The sequence below is a fragment of the Streptomyces sp. NPDC050085 genome (assembly GCF_044460595.1).
Taxonomy (GTDB): domain Bacteria; phylum Actinomycetota; class Actinomycetes; order Streptomycetales; family Streptomycetaceae; genus Streptomyces.
On the sequence record NZ_JBITJZ010000002.1, the window covers coordinates 807,429 to 823,458 of the forward strand.

Annotated in this window: 29 protein-coding genes; all 29 read right to left on the reverse strand. The window is 65.2% G+C overall.

Going from position 1 to position 16,030, the window contains the following annotated elements; all coding sequences use genetic code 11:
* Positions 1-38 precede the first annotated feature (38 nt).
* Positions 39-1,061: a DNA-directed RNA polymerase subunit alpha gene (locus ACIBUY_RS12030; protein WP_003966937.1), complete on the reverse strand. Its 1,023-nt coding sequence runs from the start codon at positions 1,059-1,061 to the stop codon at positions 39-41.
* Positions 1,062-1,180: 119 nt separating this feature from the next.
* Positions 1,181-1,585 (reverse strand): 30S ribosomal protein S11, encoded by a 405-nt coding sequence (rpsK, locus tag ACIBUY_RS12035; protein WP_003948617.1) that lies wholly within the window; start codon positions 1,583-1,585, stop codon positions 1,181-1,183.
* A gap of 64 nt (positions 1,586-1,649) precedes the next feature.
* On the reverse strand, positions 1,650-2,030 hold the full coding sequence (gene rpsM, locus ACIBUY_RS12040; protein WP_365570222.1) for a 30S ribosomal protein S13: 381 nt from the start codon (positions 2,028-2,030) through the stop codon (positions 1,650-1,652).
* Positions 2,031-2,236: 206 nt separating this feature from the next.
* Positions 2,237-2,350 carry a 50S ribosomal protein L36 gene (gene rpmJ / locus ACIBUY_RS12045; RefSeq protein WP_003974245.1) on the reverse strand — a complete coding sequence of 38 codons (114 nt, stop codon included), beginning with the start codon at positions 2,348-2,350 and terminating at the stop codon, positions 2,237-2,239.
* Positions 2,351-2,410: 60 nt separating this feature from the next.
* On the reverse strand, positions 2,411-2,632 hold the full coding sequence (gene infA, locus ACIBUY_RS12050; RefSeq protein ID WP_003948620.1) for a translation initiation factor IF-1: 222 nt from the start codon (positions 2,630-2,632) through the stop codon (positions 2,411-2,413).
* A gap of 160 nt (positions 2,633-2,792) precedes the next feature.
* A complete protein-coding gene (map, locus tag ACIBUY_RS12055; protein WP_365570225.1) occupies positions 2,793-3,629 on the reverse strand; it encodes a type I methionyl aminopeptidase in 837 nt (278 codons plus the stop codon).
* Positions 3,630-3,746: 117 nt separating this feature from the next.
* Positions 3,747-4,394, reverse strand: coding sequence for an adenylate kinase (locus tag ACIBUY_RS12060; protein WP_365570228.1), 648 nt, complete (start codon positions 4,392-4,394; stop codon positions 3,747-3,749).
* Entirely contained in the window at positions 4,394-5,707 is a 1,314-nt protein-coding gene (gene secY, locus ACIBUY_RS12065) for a preprotein translocase subunit SecY (RefSeq protein WP_365570231.1), read from the reverse strand. Before secY ends, ACIBUY_RS12060 begins: the two co-directional genes overlap by 1 nt.
* A 234-nt stretch (positions 5,708-5,941) precedes the next feature.
* Positions 5,942-6,397 carry a 50S ribosomal protein L15 gene (gene rplO / locus ACIBUY_RS12070; protein ID WP_365501481.1) on the reverse strand — a complete coding sequence of 152 codons (456 nt, stop codon included), beginning with the start codon at positions 6,395-6,397 and terminating at the stop codon, positions 5,942-5,944.
* 2 nt (positions 6,398-6,399) lie between these two features.
* Complete coding sequence (gene rpmD / locus ACIBUY_RS12075; RefSeq protein WP_052580766.1) at positions 6,400-6,579, reverse strand: 50S ribosomal protein L30; 180 nt, start codon at positions 6,577-6,579, stop codon at positions 6,400-6,402.
* Entirely contained in the window at positions 6,579-7,184 is a 606-nt protein-coding gene (gene rpsE, locus ACIBUY_RS12080; RefSeq protein ID WP_055564834.1) for a 30S ribosomal protein S5, read from the reverse strand. The genes rpmD and rpsE overlap by 1 nt, the downstream gene beginning before the upstream one ends.
* Positions 7,185-7,227: 43 nt before the next feature.
* Entirely contained in the window at positions 7,228-7,611 is a 384-nt protein-coding gene (rplR, locus tag ACIBUY_RS12085) for a 50S ribosomal protein L18 (protein ID WP_365570235.1), read from the reverse strand.
* A 3-nt stretch (positions 7,612-7,614) separates the two neighbouring features.
* On the reverse strand, positions 7,615-8,154 hold the full coding sequence (gene rplF / locus ACIBUY_RS12090) for a 50S ribosomal protein L6 (protein ID WP_018528361.1): 540 nt from the start codon (positions 8,152-8,154) through the stop codon (positions 7,615-7,617).
* A 24-nt stretch (positions 8,155-8,178) separates the two neighbouring features.
* Positions 8,179-8,577: a 30S ribosomal protein S8 gene (gene rpsH, locus ACIBUY_RS12095; RefSeq protein ID WP_018528360.1), complete on the reverse strand. Its 399-nt coding sequence runs from the start codon at positions 8,575-8,577 to the stop codon at positions 8,179-8,181.
* A 208-nt stretch (positions 8,578-8,785) separates the two neighbouring features.
* The gene (locus ACIBUY_RS12100) at positions 8,786-8,971 is read right to left on the reverse strand and encodes a type Z 30S ribosomal protein S14 (protein ID WP_003956452.1); all 186 of its coding nucleotides are present in this window, start codon (positions 8,969-8,971) and stop codon (positions 8,786-8,788) included.
* A 5-nt stretch (positions 8,972-8,976) separates the two neighbouring features.
* Positions 8,977-9,534 carry a 50S ribosomal protein L5 gene (rplE, locus tag ACIBUY_RS12105; RefSeq protein WP_161304257.1) on the reverse strand — a complete coding sequence of 186 codons (558 nt, stop codon included), beginning with the start codon at positions 9,532-9,534 and terminating at the stop codon, positions 8,977-8,979.
* Positions 9,534-9,857: a 50S ribosomal protein L24 gene (rplX, locus tag ACIBUY_RS12110; RefSeq protein WP_018543913.1), complete on the reverse strand. Its 324-nt coding sequence runs from the start codon at positions 9,855-9,857 to the stop codon at positions 9,534-9,536. The genes rplE and rplX overlap by 1 nt, the downstream gene beginning before the upstream one ends.
* A gap of 2 nt (positions 9,858-9,859) precedes the next feature.
* Complete coding sequence (rplN, locus tag ACIBUY_RS12115; RefSeq protein WP_003998823.1) at positions 9,860-10,228, reverse strand: 50S ribosomal protein L14; 369 nt, start codon at positions 10,226-10,228, stop codon at positions 9,860-9,862.
* Positions 10,229-10,380: 152 nt separating this feature from the next.
* On the reverse strand, positions 10,381-10,668 hold the full coding sequence (gene rpsQ / locus ACIBUY_RS12120) for a 30S ribosomal protein S17 (RefSeq protein WP_365570240.1): 288 nt from the start codon (positions 10,666-10,668) through the stop codon (positions 10,381-10,383).
* Positions 10,668-10,892, reverse strand: a complete 225-nt coding sequence (gene rpmC, locus ACIBUY_RS12125) for a 50S ribosomal protein L29 (RefSeq protein WP_006347226.1) — start codon at positions 10,890-10,892, stop codon at positions 10,668-10,670. The genes rpsQ and rpmC overlap by 1 nt, the downstream gene beginning before the upstream one ends.
* Positions 10,892-11,311, reverse strand: a complete 420-nt coding sequence (gene rplP, locus ACIBUY_RS12130; protein ID WP_059424836.1) for a 50S ribosomal protein L16 — start codon at positions 11,309-11,311, stop codon at positions 10,892-10,894. The genes rpmC and rplP overlap by 1 nt, the downstream gene beginning before the upstream one ends.
* Positions 11,312-11,316: 5 nt before the next feature.
* Positions 11,317-12,159 (reverse strand): 30S ribosomal protein S3, encoded by an 843-nt coding sequence (rpsC, locus tag ACIBUY_RS12135; RefSeq protein ID WP_365570244.1) that lies wholly within the window; start codon positions 12,157-12,159, stop codon positions 11,317-11,319.
* Entirely contained in the window at positions 12,159-12,506 is a 348-nt protein-coding gene (rplV, locus tag ACIBUY_RS12140; protein ID WP_030359020.1) for a 50S ribosomal protein L22, read from the reverse strand. Before rplV ends, rpsC begins: the two co-directional genes overlap by 1 nt.
* A 42-nt stretch (positions 12,507-12,548) precedes the next feature.
* Positions 12,549-12,830: a 30S ribosomal protein S19 gene (gene rpsS, locus ACIBUY_RS12145; protein ID WP_030788278.1), complete on the reverse strand. Its 282-nt coding sequence runs from the start codon at positions 12,828-12,830 to the stop codon at positions 12,549-12,551.
* 12 nt (positions 12,831-12,842) lie between these two features.
* Entirely contained in the window at positions 12,843-13,679 is an 837-nt protein-coding gene (gene rplB, locus ACIBUY_RS12150) for a 50S ribosomal protein L2 (RefSeq protein ID WP_365570249.1), read from the reverse strand.
* Between the two features lie 39 nt (positions 13,680-13,718).
* Positions 13,719-14,135 carry a 50S ribosomal protein L23 gene (gene rplW, locus ACIBUY_RS12155; RefSeq protein ID WP_018528352.1) on the reverse strand — a complete coding sequence of 139 codons (417 nt, stop codon included), beginning with the start codon at positions 14,133-14,135 and terminating at the stop codon, positions 13,719-13,721.
* Positions 14,135-14,797, reverse strand: a complete 663-nt coding sequence (gene rplD, locus ACIBUY_RS12160) for a 50S ribosomal protein L4 (protein WP_365570252.1) — start codon at positions 14,795-14,797, stop codon at positions 14,135-14,137. Before rplD ends, rplW begins: the two co-directional genes overlap by 1 nt.
* A gap of 5 nt (positions 14,798-14,802) precedes the next feature.
* On the reverse strand, positions 14,803-15,447 hold the full coding sequence (rplC, locus tag ACIBUY_RS12165; RefSeq protein ID WP_365570255.1) for a 50S ribosomal protein L3: 645 nt from the start codon (positions 15,445-15,447) through the stop codon (positions 14,803-14,805).
* A 17-nt stretch (positions 15,448-15,464) separates the two neighbouring features.
* Positions 15,465-15,773 (reverse strand): 30S ribosomal protein S10, encoded by a 309-nt coding sequence (gene rpsJ, locus ACIBUY_RS12170; RefSeq protein ID WP_003948644.1) that lies wholly within the window; start codon positions 15,771-15,773, stop codon positions 15,465-15,467.
* Positions 15,774-16,030: the final 257 nt, after the last annotated feature.

Genomic DNA, 16,030 nt, shown 5'->3' on the forward strand with positions numbered 1-16,030 from the left:
GCAGACGGATTGTCTGCGGGCAGTCACATCAGTACTGCTCAGTACTGCTCGGTCTCCACGAAACCGGCGTCCGCGTCGTCGTCGGCGCCGAAGGCGTCGGCGGCAGCGGTCGGGTCGAAGCCGGGAGGCGAGTCCTTCAGCGCGAGGCCCATACCGGCCAGCTTCGCCTTGACCTCGTCGATCGACTTCGCACCGAAGTTGCGGATGTCGAGCAGGTCCGCCTCGGAGCGGGCGACGAGCTCACCCACGGAGTGGATGCCCTCGCGCTTGAGGCAGTTGTACGACCGAACGGTGAGCTCGAGCTCCTCGATCGGCAGCGCCAGATCGGCGGCGAGCGCGGCGTCCGTCGGGGACGGACCCATGTCGATGCCCTCGGCGTCGATGTTCAGCTCGCGGGCGAGACCGAACAGCTCGACCAGCGTCTTGCCGGCGGACGCCATGGCGTCACGCGGCCGCATGGCCTGCTTGGTCTCGACGTCGACGATCAGCTTGTCGAAGTCGGTGCGCTGCTCGACACGCGTGGCCTCGACCTTGTACGTGACCTTGAGAACCGGCGAGTAGATGGAGTCGACCGGAATACGACCGATCTCCTGGCCCACCTGCTTGTTCTGCACGGCCGAGACGTAGCCGCGACCGCGCTCGACGGTCAGCTCCATCTCCAGCTTGCCCTTGCCGTTGAGCGTGGCGAGGACGAGGTCGGGGTTGTGCACCTCGACACCGGCCGGGGGCGCGATGTCGGCGGCGGTGACCAGACCCGGGCCCTGCTTGCGCAGGTACATCACGACCGGCTCATCGTGCTCGCTGGAAACGACCAGCTGCTTGATGTTGAGGATCAGGTCGGTGACGTCTTCCTTGACGCCCGGCACGGTGGTGAACTCGTGCAGGACACCGTCGATGCGGATGGACGTGACCGCCGCACCCGGAATCGAGGAGAGAAGGGTCCGGCGAAGGGAGTTGCCGAGGGTGTAACCGAAGCCCGGCTCCAGCGGCTCGATCACGAACCGGGAGCGGAACTCGTCGACGACCTCTTCGGTCAACGAGGGACGCTGAGCAATCAGCATTCTGCGATTCCTTCAGTCAGGGGCACCCACTATTTGATGCCCTGAGTTGTTACAAGGGTACGGGCGATACGGCCCCGAAGAGCCGTACCGCCCGGAAACCTCAAGTCAAGCGACGTGCGTCAGACGCGGCGACGCTTGGGCGGACGGCAGCCGTTGTGCGGCGTGGGCGTCACGTCCTGGATCGAGCCGACCTCGAGGCCGGTCGCCTGCAGCGAACGGATGGCGGTCTCACGACCGGAACCCGGACCCTTGACGAAGACGTCGACCTTGCGCATGCCGTGCTCCTGCGCGCGACGGGCAGCCGACTCGGCGGCCATCTGCGCGGCGAACGGCGTGGACTTGCGCGAGCCCTTGAAGCCGACGTGGCCGGCGGAGGCCCACGAGATCACGTTGCCGGTCGGGTCCGTGATGGACACGATCGTGTTGTTGAACGTGCTCTTGATGTGAGCGTGCCCGTGGGCAACGTTCTTCTTTTCCTTGCGGCGCACCTTCTTGGCAGCGCCCTGACGACCCTTGGGGGGCATGTCGTTCTCCTACGGGAGGTGGTCGGTCCTACAGCGAAGACCGCTGGTGAGCGTCCGCTGAGGACTACTTCTTGCCCGGCTTCTTCTTACCGGCGATGGCGCGACGCGGGCCCTTGCGGGTGCGGGCGTTCGTGCTGGTGCGCTGACCGCGGACCGGCAGACCACGACGGTGGCGCAGACCCTGGTAGCAGCCGATCTCGACCTTGCGGCGGATGTCGGCCTGGATCTCGCGACGGAGGTCACCCTCGGTCTGGAAGTTCTGGTCCACGTACTCGCGGATCTTGACGAGGTCTTCCTCGCTCAGGTCGCGAACGCGGATGTTGCGGTCCACACCGGTGGCGTCCAGCGTCTGCTGGGCGCGGGTGCGACCGATACCGAACACGTACGTGAGGGCAACCTCAACGCGCTTGTCGCGCGGGAGGTCAACACCTTCAAGGCGTGCCATTCAAGGCTCCTGTTGATACTCGGAGGTCTGTAGCAGAACCACTCCCAGCCGCCGTCCCCTTCAAGGGTTGGTACGAACTGGGTCCTCGGCCTCCGACCGAGGGTGTCGCCACGACGGAAAGATCCGTCGCCGGCGGGTCCTGCGTATGTACTCGATGTGCTGCGTCGCGCGAACTCTGCGAACGAACTGCAGTTAACGGGTCTGCGTCAGCCCTGGCGCTGCTTGTGGCGCGGGTTGTCGCAGATCACCATGACCCGACCGTGACGGCGGATCACCCTGCACTTGTCGCAGATCTTCTTGACGCTCGGCTTGACCTTCATGGGTGAGGTTCTCCGGGTCAGTTGCCGGCGGCCCGCGCAGATGGCGGGACTGGGCAAGATCTACTTGTACCGGTAGACGATCCGGCCACGCGTCAGGTCGTACGGAGACAGCTCCACCACGACCCGGTCGTCAGGGAGGATGCGGATGTAGTGCATACGCATCTTGCCGCTGATGTGTGCCAGGACCTGGTGGCCGTTCTGGAGCTCCACCTTGAACATGGCGTTCGGAAGAGACTCGACGACAGTGCCTTCGATCTCGATGGCACCTTGCTTCTTGGCCACGCTTCGCCCTTCGAATCGACTACCTTGATCGACTCTCGCTTGACATGAAGACATGCCGATACACGAGAGCCGACGAGTCAGTCTACGTCAGTACCCCCGGAAAGACGAATCCAGGGATTCTGCCCTATCACAGAGATCACTAAGCACGGAAATACCCGGGTTACGCCAATGGATCCGGCGCCGCCGTCACACCCATCTCCGCCAGCTTCGCCCTGCCCCCGTCGGGAGACGTCAGCACGAGCGGCCCCTCCTCCGTCAGCGCCACCGAGTGCTCCCAGTGCGAGGACCACGTGCCGTCGGTCGTGATGACCGTCCAGTCGTCCTCCAGGACCTCCGTCCTCGGAGTTCCCAGGGAGACCATCGGCTCGATCGCGAGGCAGAAGCCCGGGACCAGCTTGGGGCCCTTGCCGCGGCGGCGCTCCACGTAGTTCAGGAGGTGCGGGTCCATGTGCATCTCGGTGCCGATGCCGTGGCCGCCGTAGTCCTCGACGATGCCGTACTTGCCGCCGCCCGGCTTGGGCTGGCGGCGGATGTACGTCTCGATCGCGCGCGAGACGTCGACGAGCCGGTTGCCCGCCTTCATCGCGGCGATGCCGGCCCACATCGACTCCTCGGTCACCCGCGACAGCTCGACGAGCTCGGCCGAGTGCCCGGAGCCCACGAAGCAGGTGTACGCGGCGTCGCCGTGCCAGCCGTCGATGATCGCGCCCGCGTCGATGGAGATGATGTCGCCGTCCTCCAGGACGACCTTGTCGCTCGGGATGCCGTGGACCACGACCTCGTTCTTCGAGGTGCAGATGGTCGCGGGGAAGCCGCCGTACCCGAGGAAGTTCGACTTCGCGCCGTGCTCGGCGATCACCTTGCGGGCGACCTCGTCCAGATCCCTGGTGGTCGCGCCCGGCACGGCCGCCTCACGGGTCGCGGCGTGGATCGCCGCGACGACAAGCCCCGCCTCCCGCATCTTGCGAATCTGGTCGGGGGTCTTGATCTGCACCATGGGGGCCTGCGCTCTCCGTCATCCGGTACGAGGGTTACGTACGTATCCATCAACACTAAGGCCGCGGCCCCCATGTCGGGGACCGCGGCCTCAGGTACGTACAGCGACAGCGAGGGACTAGCGTCCCAGGGCCTCCATGGCCCGCGCCGTGACCTCTTCCACCTTGCCGAGCGCGGAGATCGTCTTCACGAGCCCCTGCTCCCGGTAGTAGTCGATGATCGGCTCGGTCTGCGTGTGGTAGACCTCGAGCCGCTTGCGCACGGTCTCTTCCTTGTCGTCGTCGCGCTGGTACAGCTCGCCGCCACAGGTGTCACAGACACCCTCGGTCTGGGGCTGCTTGTACGCGACGTGGAAGACATGCGCCGATTCGTTACGGCAGATGCGGCGGCCGGCGATGCGCTTGACCACCTCGTCCTCGGGGACCTCCAGGTCCAGAACCGCGTCCAGCTTCACGTCGTCCGTCTTAAGGGCGACGTCGAGCGCCTCGGCCTGCGAGACGTTGCGAGGGAAGCCGTCGAGCAGGAAGCCGTTCACGGCGTCCGGCTGCTCCATGCGGTCCTTGGCCATCCCAATGGTGACCTCGTCCGGTACCAGCTGACCCGCGTCCATGAACGACTTGGCCTGCTTGCCGAGGTCCGTGCCCTGGCTGATGTTGGCACGGAAGAGGTCGCCCGTGGAGATGTGCGGGATCGACAGGTTCTGGGCAAGGAACGCGGCCTGCGTTCCCTTGCCGGCACCAGGCGGCCCGACGAGGACGATTCGCATCAGCGGAGGAACCCTTCGTAATTGCGCTGCTGGAGCTGGCTCTCGATCTGCTTCACCGTCTCCAGACCAACACCCACGATGATCAGGATGCTGGTGCCGCCGAACGGGAAGTTCTGGTTTGCCCCGAAACCAACCAACGCCATCGTCGGTACGAGAGCGATCAGACCCAAGTACAGCGAACCCGGCCAGGTGATCCGATTGAGCACGTACGAAAGGTACTCAGCGGTCGGTCGGCCAGCCCGGATGCCCGGGATGAAGCCACCATACTTCTTCATGTTGTCCGCGACTTCCTCGGGGTTGAACGAGATCGCCACGTAGAAGAACGCGAAGAAAACGATCAGGAGGAAGTACGTGACGATGTAAATCGGGTGATTTCCCTTGGTCAGGTGGTCGTCGATCCACAGCTTCCACGACGAGTTGCCACCGGCGAACTGGGCGACCAGTGCAGGGATGTAGAGCAGCGACGACGCGAAGATGACAGGGATCACACCCGCCTGGTTCACCTTGAGCGGGATGTACGTAGACGTACCGCCGTAGGAACGGCGCCCGATCATGCGCTTCGCGTACTGCACGGGGATACGGCGCTGGGCCTGCTCGACGAAGACCACCAGGCCGACCATGACCAGGCCGACGAGGATGACGGTGCCGAACTCGATCCAGCCGTCGGCCAGCGAACCCTGCTTCTTGATGGCCCACAGGGCGGACGGGAAGGTGGCGGCGATCGAGATGAACATCAGGATCGACATGCCGTTGCCGATGCCGCGGTCGGTGATCAGCTCACCGAGCCACATCATCACGCAGGTGCCGGCGGTCATCGTGATCACCATCGTGATGGTGATGAAGATGGACTGGTCCGGAACGATCTGGCTTGCGACGGGGCACCCCTGGAACAGGGCGCCGGTACGGGCGGTGGCGACCAGGCCCGTGCCCTGAAGGATGGCGAGCGCCACGGTCAGGTAACGCGTGTACTGCGTGATCTTCGCGGTACCGGCCTGACCCTCCTTCTTGAGGGCCTCGAGGCGCGGGATCACCACGGTGAGCAGCTGCAGAATGATGCTCGCGGTGATGTACGGCATGATGCCGAGCGCGAAGACCGTGATCTGGAGCAGCGCGCCACCGCTGAACATGTTGACCAGACCGAACAAGCCGGTGCTGGAGTTGGCCACGTCCATGCACGTCTGGACGTTCGTGTAGTCGATGCCGGGGATCGGGATGTGTGCCCCGAGCCGGTAGACCACGACGATGCCGAGCGTGAAGAGCAGCTTCTTGCGCAGGTCGGGCGTCTTGAACGCCCGGGCGAACGCGGTGAGCACGGTGCCTCCTGCGACCCCCGCGCGCGTGCGTCAGAGGTGACGGTCTTGAGGATTCGACGAATACGTAACGGCCAAGAACGGGAATTGGTGCCGGGGGCACAGACATCCCTGAAATCAGCAGCGGACGCCACCTTACCGGCGTACCTGCCCCCCTAGGAACGACCAACCGGGGATACCCCTTTTGTGGGGTATCCCCGGTCGGGATCGCTCATGTCACTGAGTGGTCTGAAGGACTCAGACGAGCTCGGTGACCGTACCGCCGGCGGCGGTGATCTTCTCCTTGGCGGAGCCGGAGACGGCGTCGACCGTCACCTGCAGCGCCACGGAGATCTCGCCCTGGCCGAGGACCTTGACGAGGCTGTTCTTACGGACAGCACCCTTTTCCACCAGACCCTCGACGGTGACTTCGCCACCCTCGGGGTACAGCGAGGCGAGCTTGTCCAGGTTCACGACCTGGAACTCGACCTTGAAGGGGTTCTTGAAGCCCTTCAGCTTCGGGAGACGCATGTGGAGGGGCATCTGGCCACCCTCGAAGCGCTCCGGAACCTGGTAACGGGCCTTCGTGCCCTTGGTACCACGACCGGCCGTCTTACCCTTCGACGCCTCACCACGACCGACACGGGTCTTGGCGGTCTTGGCGCCGGGGGCCGGACGGAGGTTGTGGATCTTCAGCGGGTTGTTCTCCGCCATGATCAGACCTCCTCAACCGTCACGAGGTGGCGGACGGTGTGCACCATGCCGCGGAACTCGGGGCGGTCCTCCTTGACGACCTGCGTGTTGATGCCCTTGAGACCAAGGGAACGCAGGGTGTCACGGTGGTTCTGCTTGCTGCCGATGTACGACTTGACCTGCGTGATCTTGAGCTGCGCCATTACGCACCAGCCCCGGCACGCGCACGAAGCAGAGCCGCGGGGGCGACGTCCTCGAGGGGCAGACCACGGCGAGCCGCGATCTCCTCGGGACGCTGCAGGCCCTTGAGGGCCGCCACGGTCGCGTGCACGATGTTGATCGCGTTGTCGGAGCCGAGCGACTTCGACAGGATGTCGTGAACGCCGGCGCACTCGAGCACGGCGCGCACCGGACCACCGGCGATAACACCGGTACCCGGGGACGCGGGCTTGAGCAGCACGACGCCGGCAGCCTTCTCACCCTGGATCGGGTGCGGGATGGTGCCCTGGATACGGGGGACCTTGAAGAAGTGCTTCTTGGCCTCCTCAACACCCTTGGCGATGGCGGCCGGCACCTCCTTGGCCTTGCCGTAACCGACACCCACGGTGCCGTCACCGTCGCCCACCACGACCAGCGCGGTGAAGCTGAAGCGACGACCACCCTTCACAACCTTGGCGACGCGGTTGATCGCGACAACGCGCTCAACGTACGCGGTCTTCTCGGCGGCGGCGTTGCCACCGTCGCGACCCTTCCGGTCCCGCCGCTCGCCGCCACCGGCACCGCCACCGCGGCGCTGGGGTCCAGCCATTGGAATTACCTCTCTCTGTTTCCGCTAGCTACGGAACCAGGACTCAGAACTTGAGTCCGGCTTCGCGGGCGGCGTCCGCCAGGGCGGCGATGCGCCCGGCGTACTGGTTACCACCACGGTCGAACACGACAGCCTCGACACCGGCGGCCTTGGCACGCTCAGCGACCAGGGCACCGACCGACTTGGCCTGCGTGGACTTGTCGCCCTCGCCGCCACGGATCGAAGCGTCCAGGGTCGACGCCGACGCGAGGGTGTGACCCTTAACGTCGTCGATGACCTGGGCCACGATGTTGCGGTTCGAGCGCGTCACGACCAGGCGCGGACGCTCAGCCGTACCCGAGATGTGCTTACGGATACGGATGTGACGCCGCTTGATGGCAGCACGCTTGTAAGCGTCGCCCTTAGCAATCTTCTGACCGTATGCCATGGCTTACTTACCCGCCTTTCCGACCTTGCGGCGGATGACTTCGCCTTCGTACTTGACGCCCTTGGCCTTGTACGGGTCGGGCTTGCGCAGCTTGCGGATGTTGGCCGCAACCTCGCCGACCTTCTGCTTGTCGATGCCCTCGACCGAGAACTTGGTCGCCGATTCGACCTTGAACGAGATGCCCTCGGGCGCCTCGACCAGGATCGGGTGGCTGTAGCCGAGCGAGAACTCCAGGTTGGAGCCCTTCGCCAGGACGCGGTAACCGACACCGCTGATCTCGAGCTTCTTCACGTAACCCGTGGTCACGCCGGTGATCATGTTCGCCACCAGCGTGCGGGACAGGCCGTGCAGGGCCTTGTTCTGACGCTCGTCGTTGGGGCGGGTGACGTTGAGAACGCCGTCCTCACCCTTGGCGATGTCGATCGGCGCGACGATGGTGTGGCTCAGGGTGCCCTTGGAACCCTTCACCGTGACCGTGCGGCCATCGATGGTGACGTCCACGCCGGCGGGAACCGTGATGGGGAGCTTGCCAATACGCGACATAGCTGTTTCCTCCGTTCCCTTCCGCTACCAGACGTAGGCGAGGACTTCCCCACCCACGCCCTTCTTGCCTGCCTGCTGGCCGGTCAGGAGACCGTGCGACGTGGAGATGATCGCCACGCCCAGGCCACCGAGGACCTTCGGCAGGTTGGTGGACTTCGCGTAAACGCGCAGACCCGGCTTGGAGATCCGCTTGATGCCGGCGATCGAACGCTCACGGTTCGGGCCGAACTTCAGCTCCAGGACGAGGTTCTTGCCGACCTCGGCGTCCTCGACCTTCCAGCCGGTGATGAAACCCTCCTGCTGGAGGATCTCGGCGATGTGCGACTTGATCTTGCTGTGCGGCATAGCCACGGTGTCGTGGTACGCCGAGTTCGCGTTCCGCAGACGCGTAAGCATGTCTGCGATCGGATCAGTCATGGTCATGAATTGGCCTTCGGCCTCTCTCGCCGGGGTTTCCTGTATGCGCCATCCCTCTCCCCACACAGGGGCGGGACGGGTGCGGCGCGGGGACCTACGGCGTAGTAAGTCGGTAGGGCGGCAGACGCCCAACCCTCCTAGCCTAAGCCATCCGGAGGGGGGCCTCTGCCGACCCTTTACTTACCGAGAGATCCAAGCAATCCCAACTAGGGGACTACCAGGAGCTCTTGGTCACGCCCGGCAGCTCGCCACGGTGAGCCATCTCACGAAGGCACACGCGGCACAGGCCGAACTTGCGGTACACGGAGTGCGGGCGGCCACAGCGCTGGCAGCGGGTGTAGGCACGCACACCGAACTTGGGCTTACGAGCAGCCTTGGCAATAAGAGCCTTCTTCGCCATCTCGCTTACGCCTCCTTGAACGGGAAGCCGAGGTGACGAAGGAGCGCGCGGCCCTCAGCGTCGTTGGTCGCCGTGGTGACCACGGTGATGTCCATACCCCGGACGCGGTCGATCTTGTCCTGGTCGATCTCGTGGAACATGACCTGCTCGGTGAGACCGAAGGTGTAGTTGCCACGGCCGTCGAACTGCTTGGGAGACAGACCACGGAAGTCGCGGATGCGCGGGAGCGCGAGCGACAGGGTGCGGTCCAGGAACTCCCACATGCGGTCGCCACGGAGCGTGACGTGGGCACCGATCGGCTGACCCTCGCGCAGCTTGAACTGCGCGATGGACTTGCGGGCCTTGGTGATGGCCGGCTTCTGACCGGTGATGGTGGTCAGGTCGCGGACAGCACCGTCCATGAGCTTCGAGTCACGCGCAGCGTCACCCACACCCATGTTGACCACGATCTTGACCAGGCCGGGGATCTGCATGACGTTCTCGTACGAGAACTCTTCCTGCAGCTTGCCCTTGATCTCGTCGCGGTACTTCTGCTTCAGACGCGGGTTGGTGGTGGTCGTCATCAGATGTCCTCACCCGTCCGCTTGGCAACGCGGATCTTGTTGCCCTCGTCGTCGAAGCGGTAGCCGACGCGCGTGACGACCTTGTTGCCGTCCTTCTCAACGACCAGCTGGACGTTGGAGACGTGGATCGGCGCCTCGGTCGTGACGATGCCACCGGCCTGCGAGCCGGAGGCCGTGGGGCCGGCCTTGGTGTGCTTCTTGACCCGGTTGACACCCTCGACCAGGACGCGCTCGTCGCGCGGGTAAGCGGCAATGACCTTGCCCTGCTTGCCCTTGTCCTTACCGGTGATGACCTGGACCAGGTCGCCCTTCTTGATCTTCATGCTTACAGCACCTCCGGCGCGAGCGAGATGATCTTCATGAACTTCTTCTCGCGCAGCTCACGGCCCACCGGGCCGAAGATACGGGTGCCGCGAGGGTCGCCGTCGTTCTTCAGAATGACGGCGGCGTTCTCGTCGAAGCGGATGTACGAGCCGTCCGGACGGCGGCGCTCCTTGACGGTGCGAACGATGACCGCCTTGACGACGTCACCCTTCTTCACGTTGCCACCGGGGATCGCGTCCTTGACGGTGGCGACGATGACGTCACCGATGCCCGCGTAGCGGCGACCCGAGCCACCGAGAACACGGATGCAAAGGATCTCCTTGGCACCAGTGTTGTCGGCGACGCGAAGTCGCGACTCCTGCTGGATCACGTCTATCTCCTGATCGTCTGCCGGTTCCCGGCCGGGGCCTCTTGCGAGGACCCCGGCCGAGCCTGGCGGAACTGTCCTGCGGTGTTTTGCCCGCAGGAATTACTTGGCCTGTCGAAAGCTGAGCAGCGCGGGGGCACGAGGCCCCCGCGGGACTACTTGGCCTTCTCGAGGATCTCGACGACGCGCCAGCGCTTCGTCGCCGACAGCGGACGCGTCTCCATGAGGAGGACACGGTCGCCGACGCCGGCAGCGTTCTGCTCGTCGTGCGCCTTGAGCTTGTTCGTACGGCGGATGACCTTGCCGTACAGCGCGTGCTTGACGCGGTCCTCGACAGCGACGACGACGGTCTTGTCCATCTTGTCGCTGACCACAAGGCCCTCACGGGTCTTGCGGAAGCCGCGGGCGGCAGCAGTCTCTTCAGTCACAGTCTTCTCGCTCATCAGGCGCTCTCCACCGTCTCGATGCCCAGCTCGCGCTCACGCATGAGGGTGTAGATCCGCGCGATGTCCTTGCGGACGGCCTTGAGCCGACCGTGGTTCTCGAGCTGACCGGTCGCCGCCTGGAAGCGGAGGTTGAACAGCTCTTCCTTGGCCTCGCGAAGCTTGTTGACAAGCTCCTCGTTGCCCAGCTCGCGCAGCTCAGACGCCTTGGTTCCGGCCGACATCACGCTTCACCTGCCTCGCGCTTAACGATCTTGCACTTCATCGGCAGCTTGTGCGCTGCACGAGTCAGCGCCTCACGCGCGATCTTCTCGTTGGGGTACGACAGCTCGAACATCACGCGTCCGGGCTTGACGTTGGCGACCCACCACTCCGGGGAACCCTTACCGGAACCCATGCGGGTCTCGGCAGGCTTCTTGGTGAGGGGGCGGTCCGGGTAGATGTTGATCCAGACCTTGCCGCCACGCTTGATGTGACGCGTCATGGCGATACGAGCGGCCTCGATCTGACGGTTCGTCACGTACGCCGGCGTGAGCGCCTGGATGCCGTACTCGCCGAACGCAACCTGCGTGCCACCCTTGGACATACCGCTGCGCTTCGGGTGGTGCTGCTTGCGGTGCTTGACCCTACGGGGGATCAGCATTTCGGTCAGGCCTCCGTTCCGGTGCTCTCAGCAGCCGGAGCGGCAGCGGCGGGAGCGTCGGCCTTGGGGGCCTCGGCAACCGGCGCGGACTGCTGCTGCGGCTTGCGACCGCGACCGCCACGCTCGCCACCGCGGCCACCACGGCCGGCCGGGCGGTCGTTGCCGCCACGGGCCGGGCGGTTGCCGGCGCGGGCAGCGGCGTTCTCGGCGCGAACCTCGGCGATGTTCTTGACGTCGCCCTTGTAGATCCAGACCTTCACGCCGATGCGGCCGAAGGTCGTCTTGGCCTCGAAGAAGCCGTAGTCCACGTTGGCGCGGAGCGTGTGCAGGGGCACGCGGCCCTCGCGGTAGAACTCCGAACGGGACATCTCGGCACCGCCGAGACGACCGCCACACTGGATCTTGATGCCCTTGGCGCCCGCCTTCATCGCCGACTGCATGCTCTTACGCATGGCGCGACGGAAGGAGACGCGGGAGGACAGCTGCTCCGCGACGGCCTGGGCCACGAGCTGAGCGTCGACCTCGGGGTTCTTGACCTCGAGGATGTTCAGCTGGACCTGCTTGCCCGTGAGCTTCTCGAGGTCACCGCGGATGCGGTCGGCCTCGGCGCCACGACGGCCGATGACGATGCCGGGACGAGCGGTGTGGATGTCCACACGCACGCGGTCACGGGTGCGCTCGATCTCCACCTTCGAGATGCCGGCGCGCTCCATGCCGGACGTCATCATCCGACGGATGGCGACGTCTTCCTTGACGTAGTCCTTGTACAGCTTGTCGGCGTACCAACGCGACTTGAAGTCGGTCGTGACACCGAGCCGGAACCCGTGCGGGTTTACCTTCTGGCCCATTACCGGGTTCCTTCCTTGCTGCTGACGACCACGGTGATGTGGCTGGTCCGCTTACGGATCCGGTAGGCACGGCCCTGGGCACGCGGACGGAACCGCTTCAGGGTCGGGCCCTCATCGACGAACGCCTCACTGATGAACAGCGACGAGGCGTCGGTGTGGTCGTAGTTGTGCGCAGCGTTGGCGATGGCGCTGTCCAGCACCTTGCCAACGGGCACGCTCGCGGCCTGCGGGGCGAAACGCAGGACCGCCTGAGCCTCCGTGGCATCCATGCCACGGATGAGGTCCACCACGCGGCGGGCCTTCATGGGCGTGACGCGGATGTACCGCGCCTGGGCCCTGGCTTCCATGGTTGTCCCTTCGGTGTTAGTCATAGTCGATTCCACCCCGCCTTAGCGGCGCTTCGACTTCCGGTCGTCCTTGACGTGACCCCGGAAGGTGCGCGTCGGCGAGAACTCGCCGAGCTTGTGGCCGACCATCGACTCGGTGACGAACACCGGGATGTGGGTCTTGCCGTTGTGCACCGCGATCGTGTGGCCCAGCATGCTGGGGATGATCATCGAGCGGCGGGACCAGGTCTTGATGACGTTCTTGGTACCGGCTTCGTTCTGAGCGTCCACCTTCTTTACGAGGTGGCCGTCAACGAAGGGTCCCTTCTTGAGACTGCGCGGCATCTAAACCCGCTCCTAGCGCTTCTTGTTCGACTTGCGGCGGCGGACGATGTACTTGTTCGAAGCCTTCTTCGGCGAACGAGTACGACCCTCCTTCTGACCCCACGGCGAGACCGGGTGACGACCACCGGAAGTCTTGCCTTCACCACCACCGTGCGGGTGGTCGACCGGGTTCATCGCCACACCGCGAACGGTCGGACGAACGCCCAGCCAGCGCTTGCGGCCGGCCTTGCCCCAGTTGATGTTCGACTGCTCGGCGTTGCCGACCTCGCCGATCGTGGCGCGGCAGCGCACGTCGACCAGGCGGATCTCTCCGGACGGCATACGAAGGTGGGCCATCGAGCCCTCCTTCGCGAGCAGCTGCACGGAGGCACCGGCGGAGCGGGCGAACTTGGCGCCGCCGCCCGGACGGAGCTCGATCGCGTGGATCGTGGTACCGACCGGGATGTTGCGCAGAGCAAGGTTGTTGCCCGGCTTGATGTCGGCCGCGGGGCCGTTCTCAACCCGGTCACCCTGCTGCAGGTTGCGCGGGGCGAGGATGTAGCGCTTCTCGCCGTCCGCGTAGTGCAGGAGCGCGATGCGCGCAGTGCGGTTCGGGTCGTACTCGATGTGCGCGACCTTCGCCGGCACGCCGTCCTTGTCGTGACGACGGAAGTCGATCACGCGGTAGGCGCGCTTGTGGCCACCACCCTGGTGGCGAACGGTCACACGACCGGCGTTGTTACGGCCGCCCTTGCTGTGCAGCGGGCGGACCAGCGACTTCTCCGGCGTGGACCGCGTGACCTCGACGAAGTCGGCGACGCTGGAGCCACGACGGCCCGGCGTAGTCGGCTTGTACTTGCGGATTCCCATTTCTCAGTCCTCGTCCGATATTCGGACCAGGGCGCTCCGTTAGGAGGCCTGGCCGAAGATGTCGATACGGTCGCCCTCAGCGAGGGTCACAATCGCGCGCTTGGAGTCGGCACGCTTGCCGAAACCGGTGCGGGTGCGCTTGCGCTTGCCCTGGCGGTTGAGCGTGTTGACGCCCGTGACCTTGACCGAGAAGACCGCCTCGACGGCCTGCTTGATCTGGGTCTTGTTGGCGCCCGGCGCCACGACGAAGGTGTACTTGCCCTCGTCGAGAAGCGCGTAGCTCTTCTCCGAGACGACCGGCTTGACGAGAACGTCACGGGGGTCCGTGAAGCTCTTGCTCAGCGGGGTCTCGACGGTGTTCTTGCCCTCGGTGGCGTGGCGCTTCGCCTTGGCGACGCGCGCGGCCTTGGCGGCCTTGGCGGCCTTCGAGGCGATGCTCGGGTGACGCGTAGCCATCAGGCTTCGCTCCCTTCGGTGTCAGCAGCCGATACAGCCGGCGCGCCAGACACGAAGGACTCGAAAGCGGCCTGGGTGAAGACCACGTCGTCCGAGACGAGAACGTCGTACGTGTTCAGCTGGCCCGGCTCCAGGATGTGGACCTGGGGCAGGTTGCGAGCGGAGAGCAGCGAGGCCTCGTCGGCACGGTCGATCACCAGGAGCACGTTCTTGCGCTCCGAGATCTTGCCGAGCAGCGACTTGGCGGCCTTGGTGGAGACGCCACCCTCGACCACGCCGGTGACGACGTGGATGCGAGCGTTGCGGGCCCGGTCGGTGAGGGCGTGGCGCAGGGCCGCGGCCTTCATCTTCTTCGGGGTCCGCTGCGAGTAGTCACGCGGCGTGGGGCCGTGAACGACGCCACCGCCCGCGAACTGCGGAGCGCGGGTCGAACCCTGGCGCGCGCGGCCGGTGCCCTTCTGGCGGTAAGGCTTCTTACCGCCACCACGGACCTCGCCACGACGCTTGACCTTGTGCGTGCCCTGACGGGCCGCGGCCAGCTGCGCGACGACAACCTGGTGGAGCAGCGGAACGCTGATCTTCTCAACGTCGAAGATCTCGGCCGGGAGCTCAACGGTCCCGGTCTTGTCGCCGGAGGGCGACAGAATGTCAATGGTGCTCATAGTCCTCAGGCCCCCTTGGCCGCGGTGCGGACCAGGACGAGGCCGCCGTTCGGACCAGGAACCGCGCCCTTGATGAGGAGCAGGCCCTTCTCCGCGTCAACGGCGTGAACGGTCAGGTTCTGGGTGGTGACCCGCTCGTTGCCCATGCGACCCGCCATGCGCATGCCCTTGAAGACACGGCCGGGAGTGGCACAGCCACCGATGGAACCGGGCATACGGTGCACACGGTGGGCACCGTGCGACGCCTTGCCACCCTTGAAGTTGTGGCGCTTCATGACACCGGCGAAGCCCTTGCCCTTGCTCTTCGCCGTGACGTCGACCTTGACGCCCGACTCGAAGACCTCGGCAGTGATCTCCTGGCCCAGCGTGTACTCGCTGGCGCCGGAGGTACGGAGCTCCACCAGGTGGCGGCGCGGGGTCACGTCGGCCTTGGCGAAGTGGCCCTTGAGGGGCTTGTTCACCTTGCGCGGGTCGATCTCGCCGAACGCGATCTGGACGGACTCGTAGCCGTCGACGTCGTTCGTGCGGACCTGGGTCACGACGTTCGGGCCGGCCTTGACGACGGTGACCGGAACAACACGGTTGTTCTCGTCCCACACCTGCGTCATGCCGAGCTTCTCGCCCAGGATGCCCTTGATCTGCTTAGCCATTCTCAGATCACCAACCCTTAGAGCTTGATCTCGATGTCGACACCGGCCGGGAGGTCGAGTCGCATCAGAGAGTCAACGGTCTTGGGGGTCGGGTCGAGAATGTCGATCAGGCGCTTGTGCGTGCGCATCTCGAAGTGCTCGCGAGAGTCCTTGTACTTGTGCGGCGACTTGATGACGCAGTACACGTTCTTCTCGGTAGGCAGCGGCACCGGGCCCGCGACCGACGCACCAGTGCGAGTCACCGTCTCGACGATCTTCTTCGCCGAAGAGTCGATGACCTCGTGGTCGTAGGCCTTGAGCCGGATGCGGATCTTCTGTCCCGCCATGGCTACTTAGTAGTCCTGTCTCTCGTAACGCTCTGGCTCCTGGGGGCCCTGTTTCACACTTCCTCCGACCCACGCGGTCGGGCGTGTCGCAGTCTCGCTGTCAGAAATATCCCTACGGATTCCCTGCTACAGGAGCTGCGGCCCGAAGCCGCAAGGCTGGGGGAAGAAACCCACCAGGCGCCTGGTCTCGCCCCTTGCTGAGCTTCCCGGAAGATTCCCGTACGTCCGCTCCAGCGCTGCCGCGAACGGCAGATGGG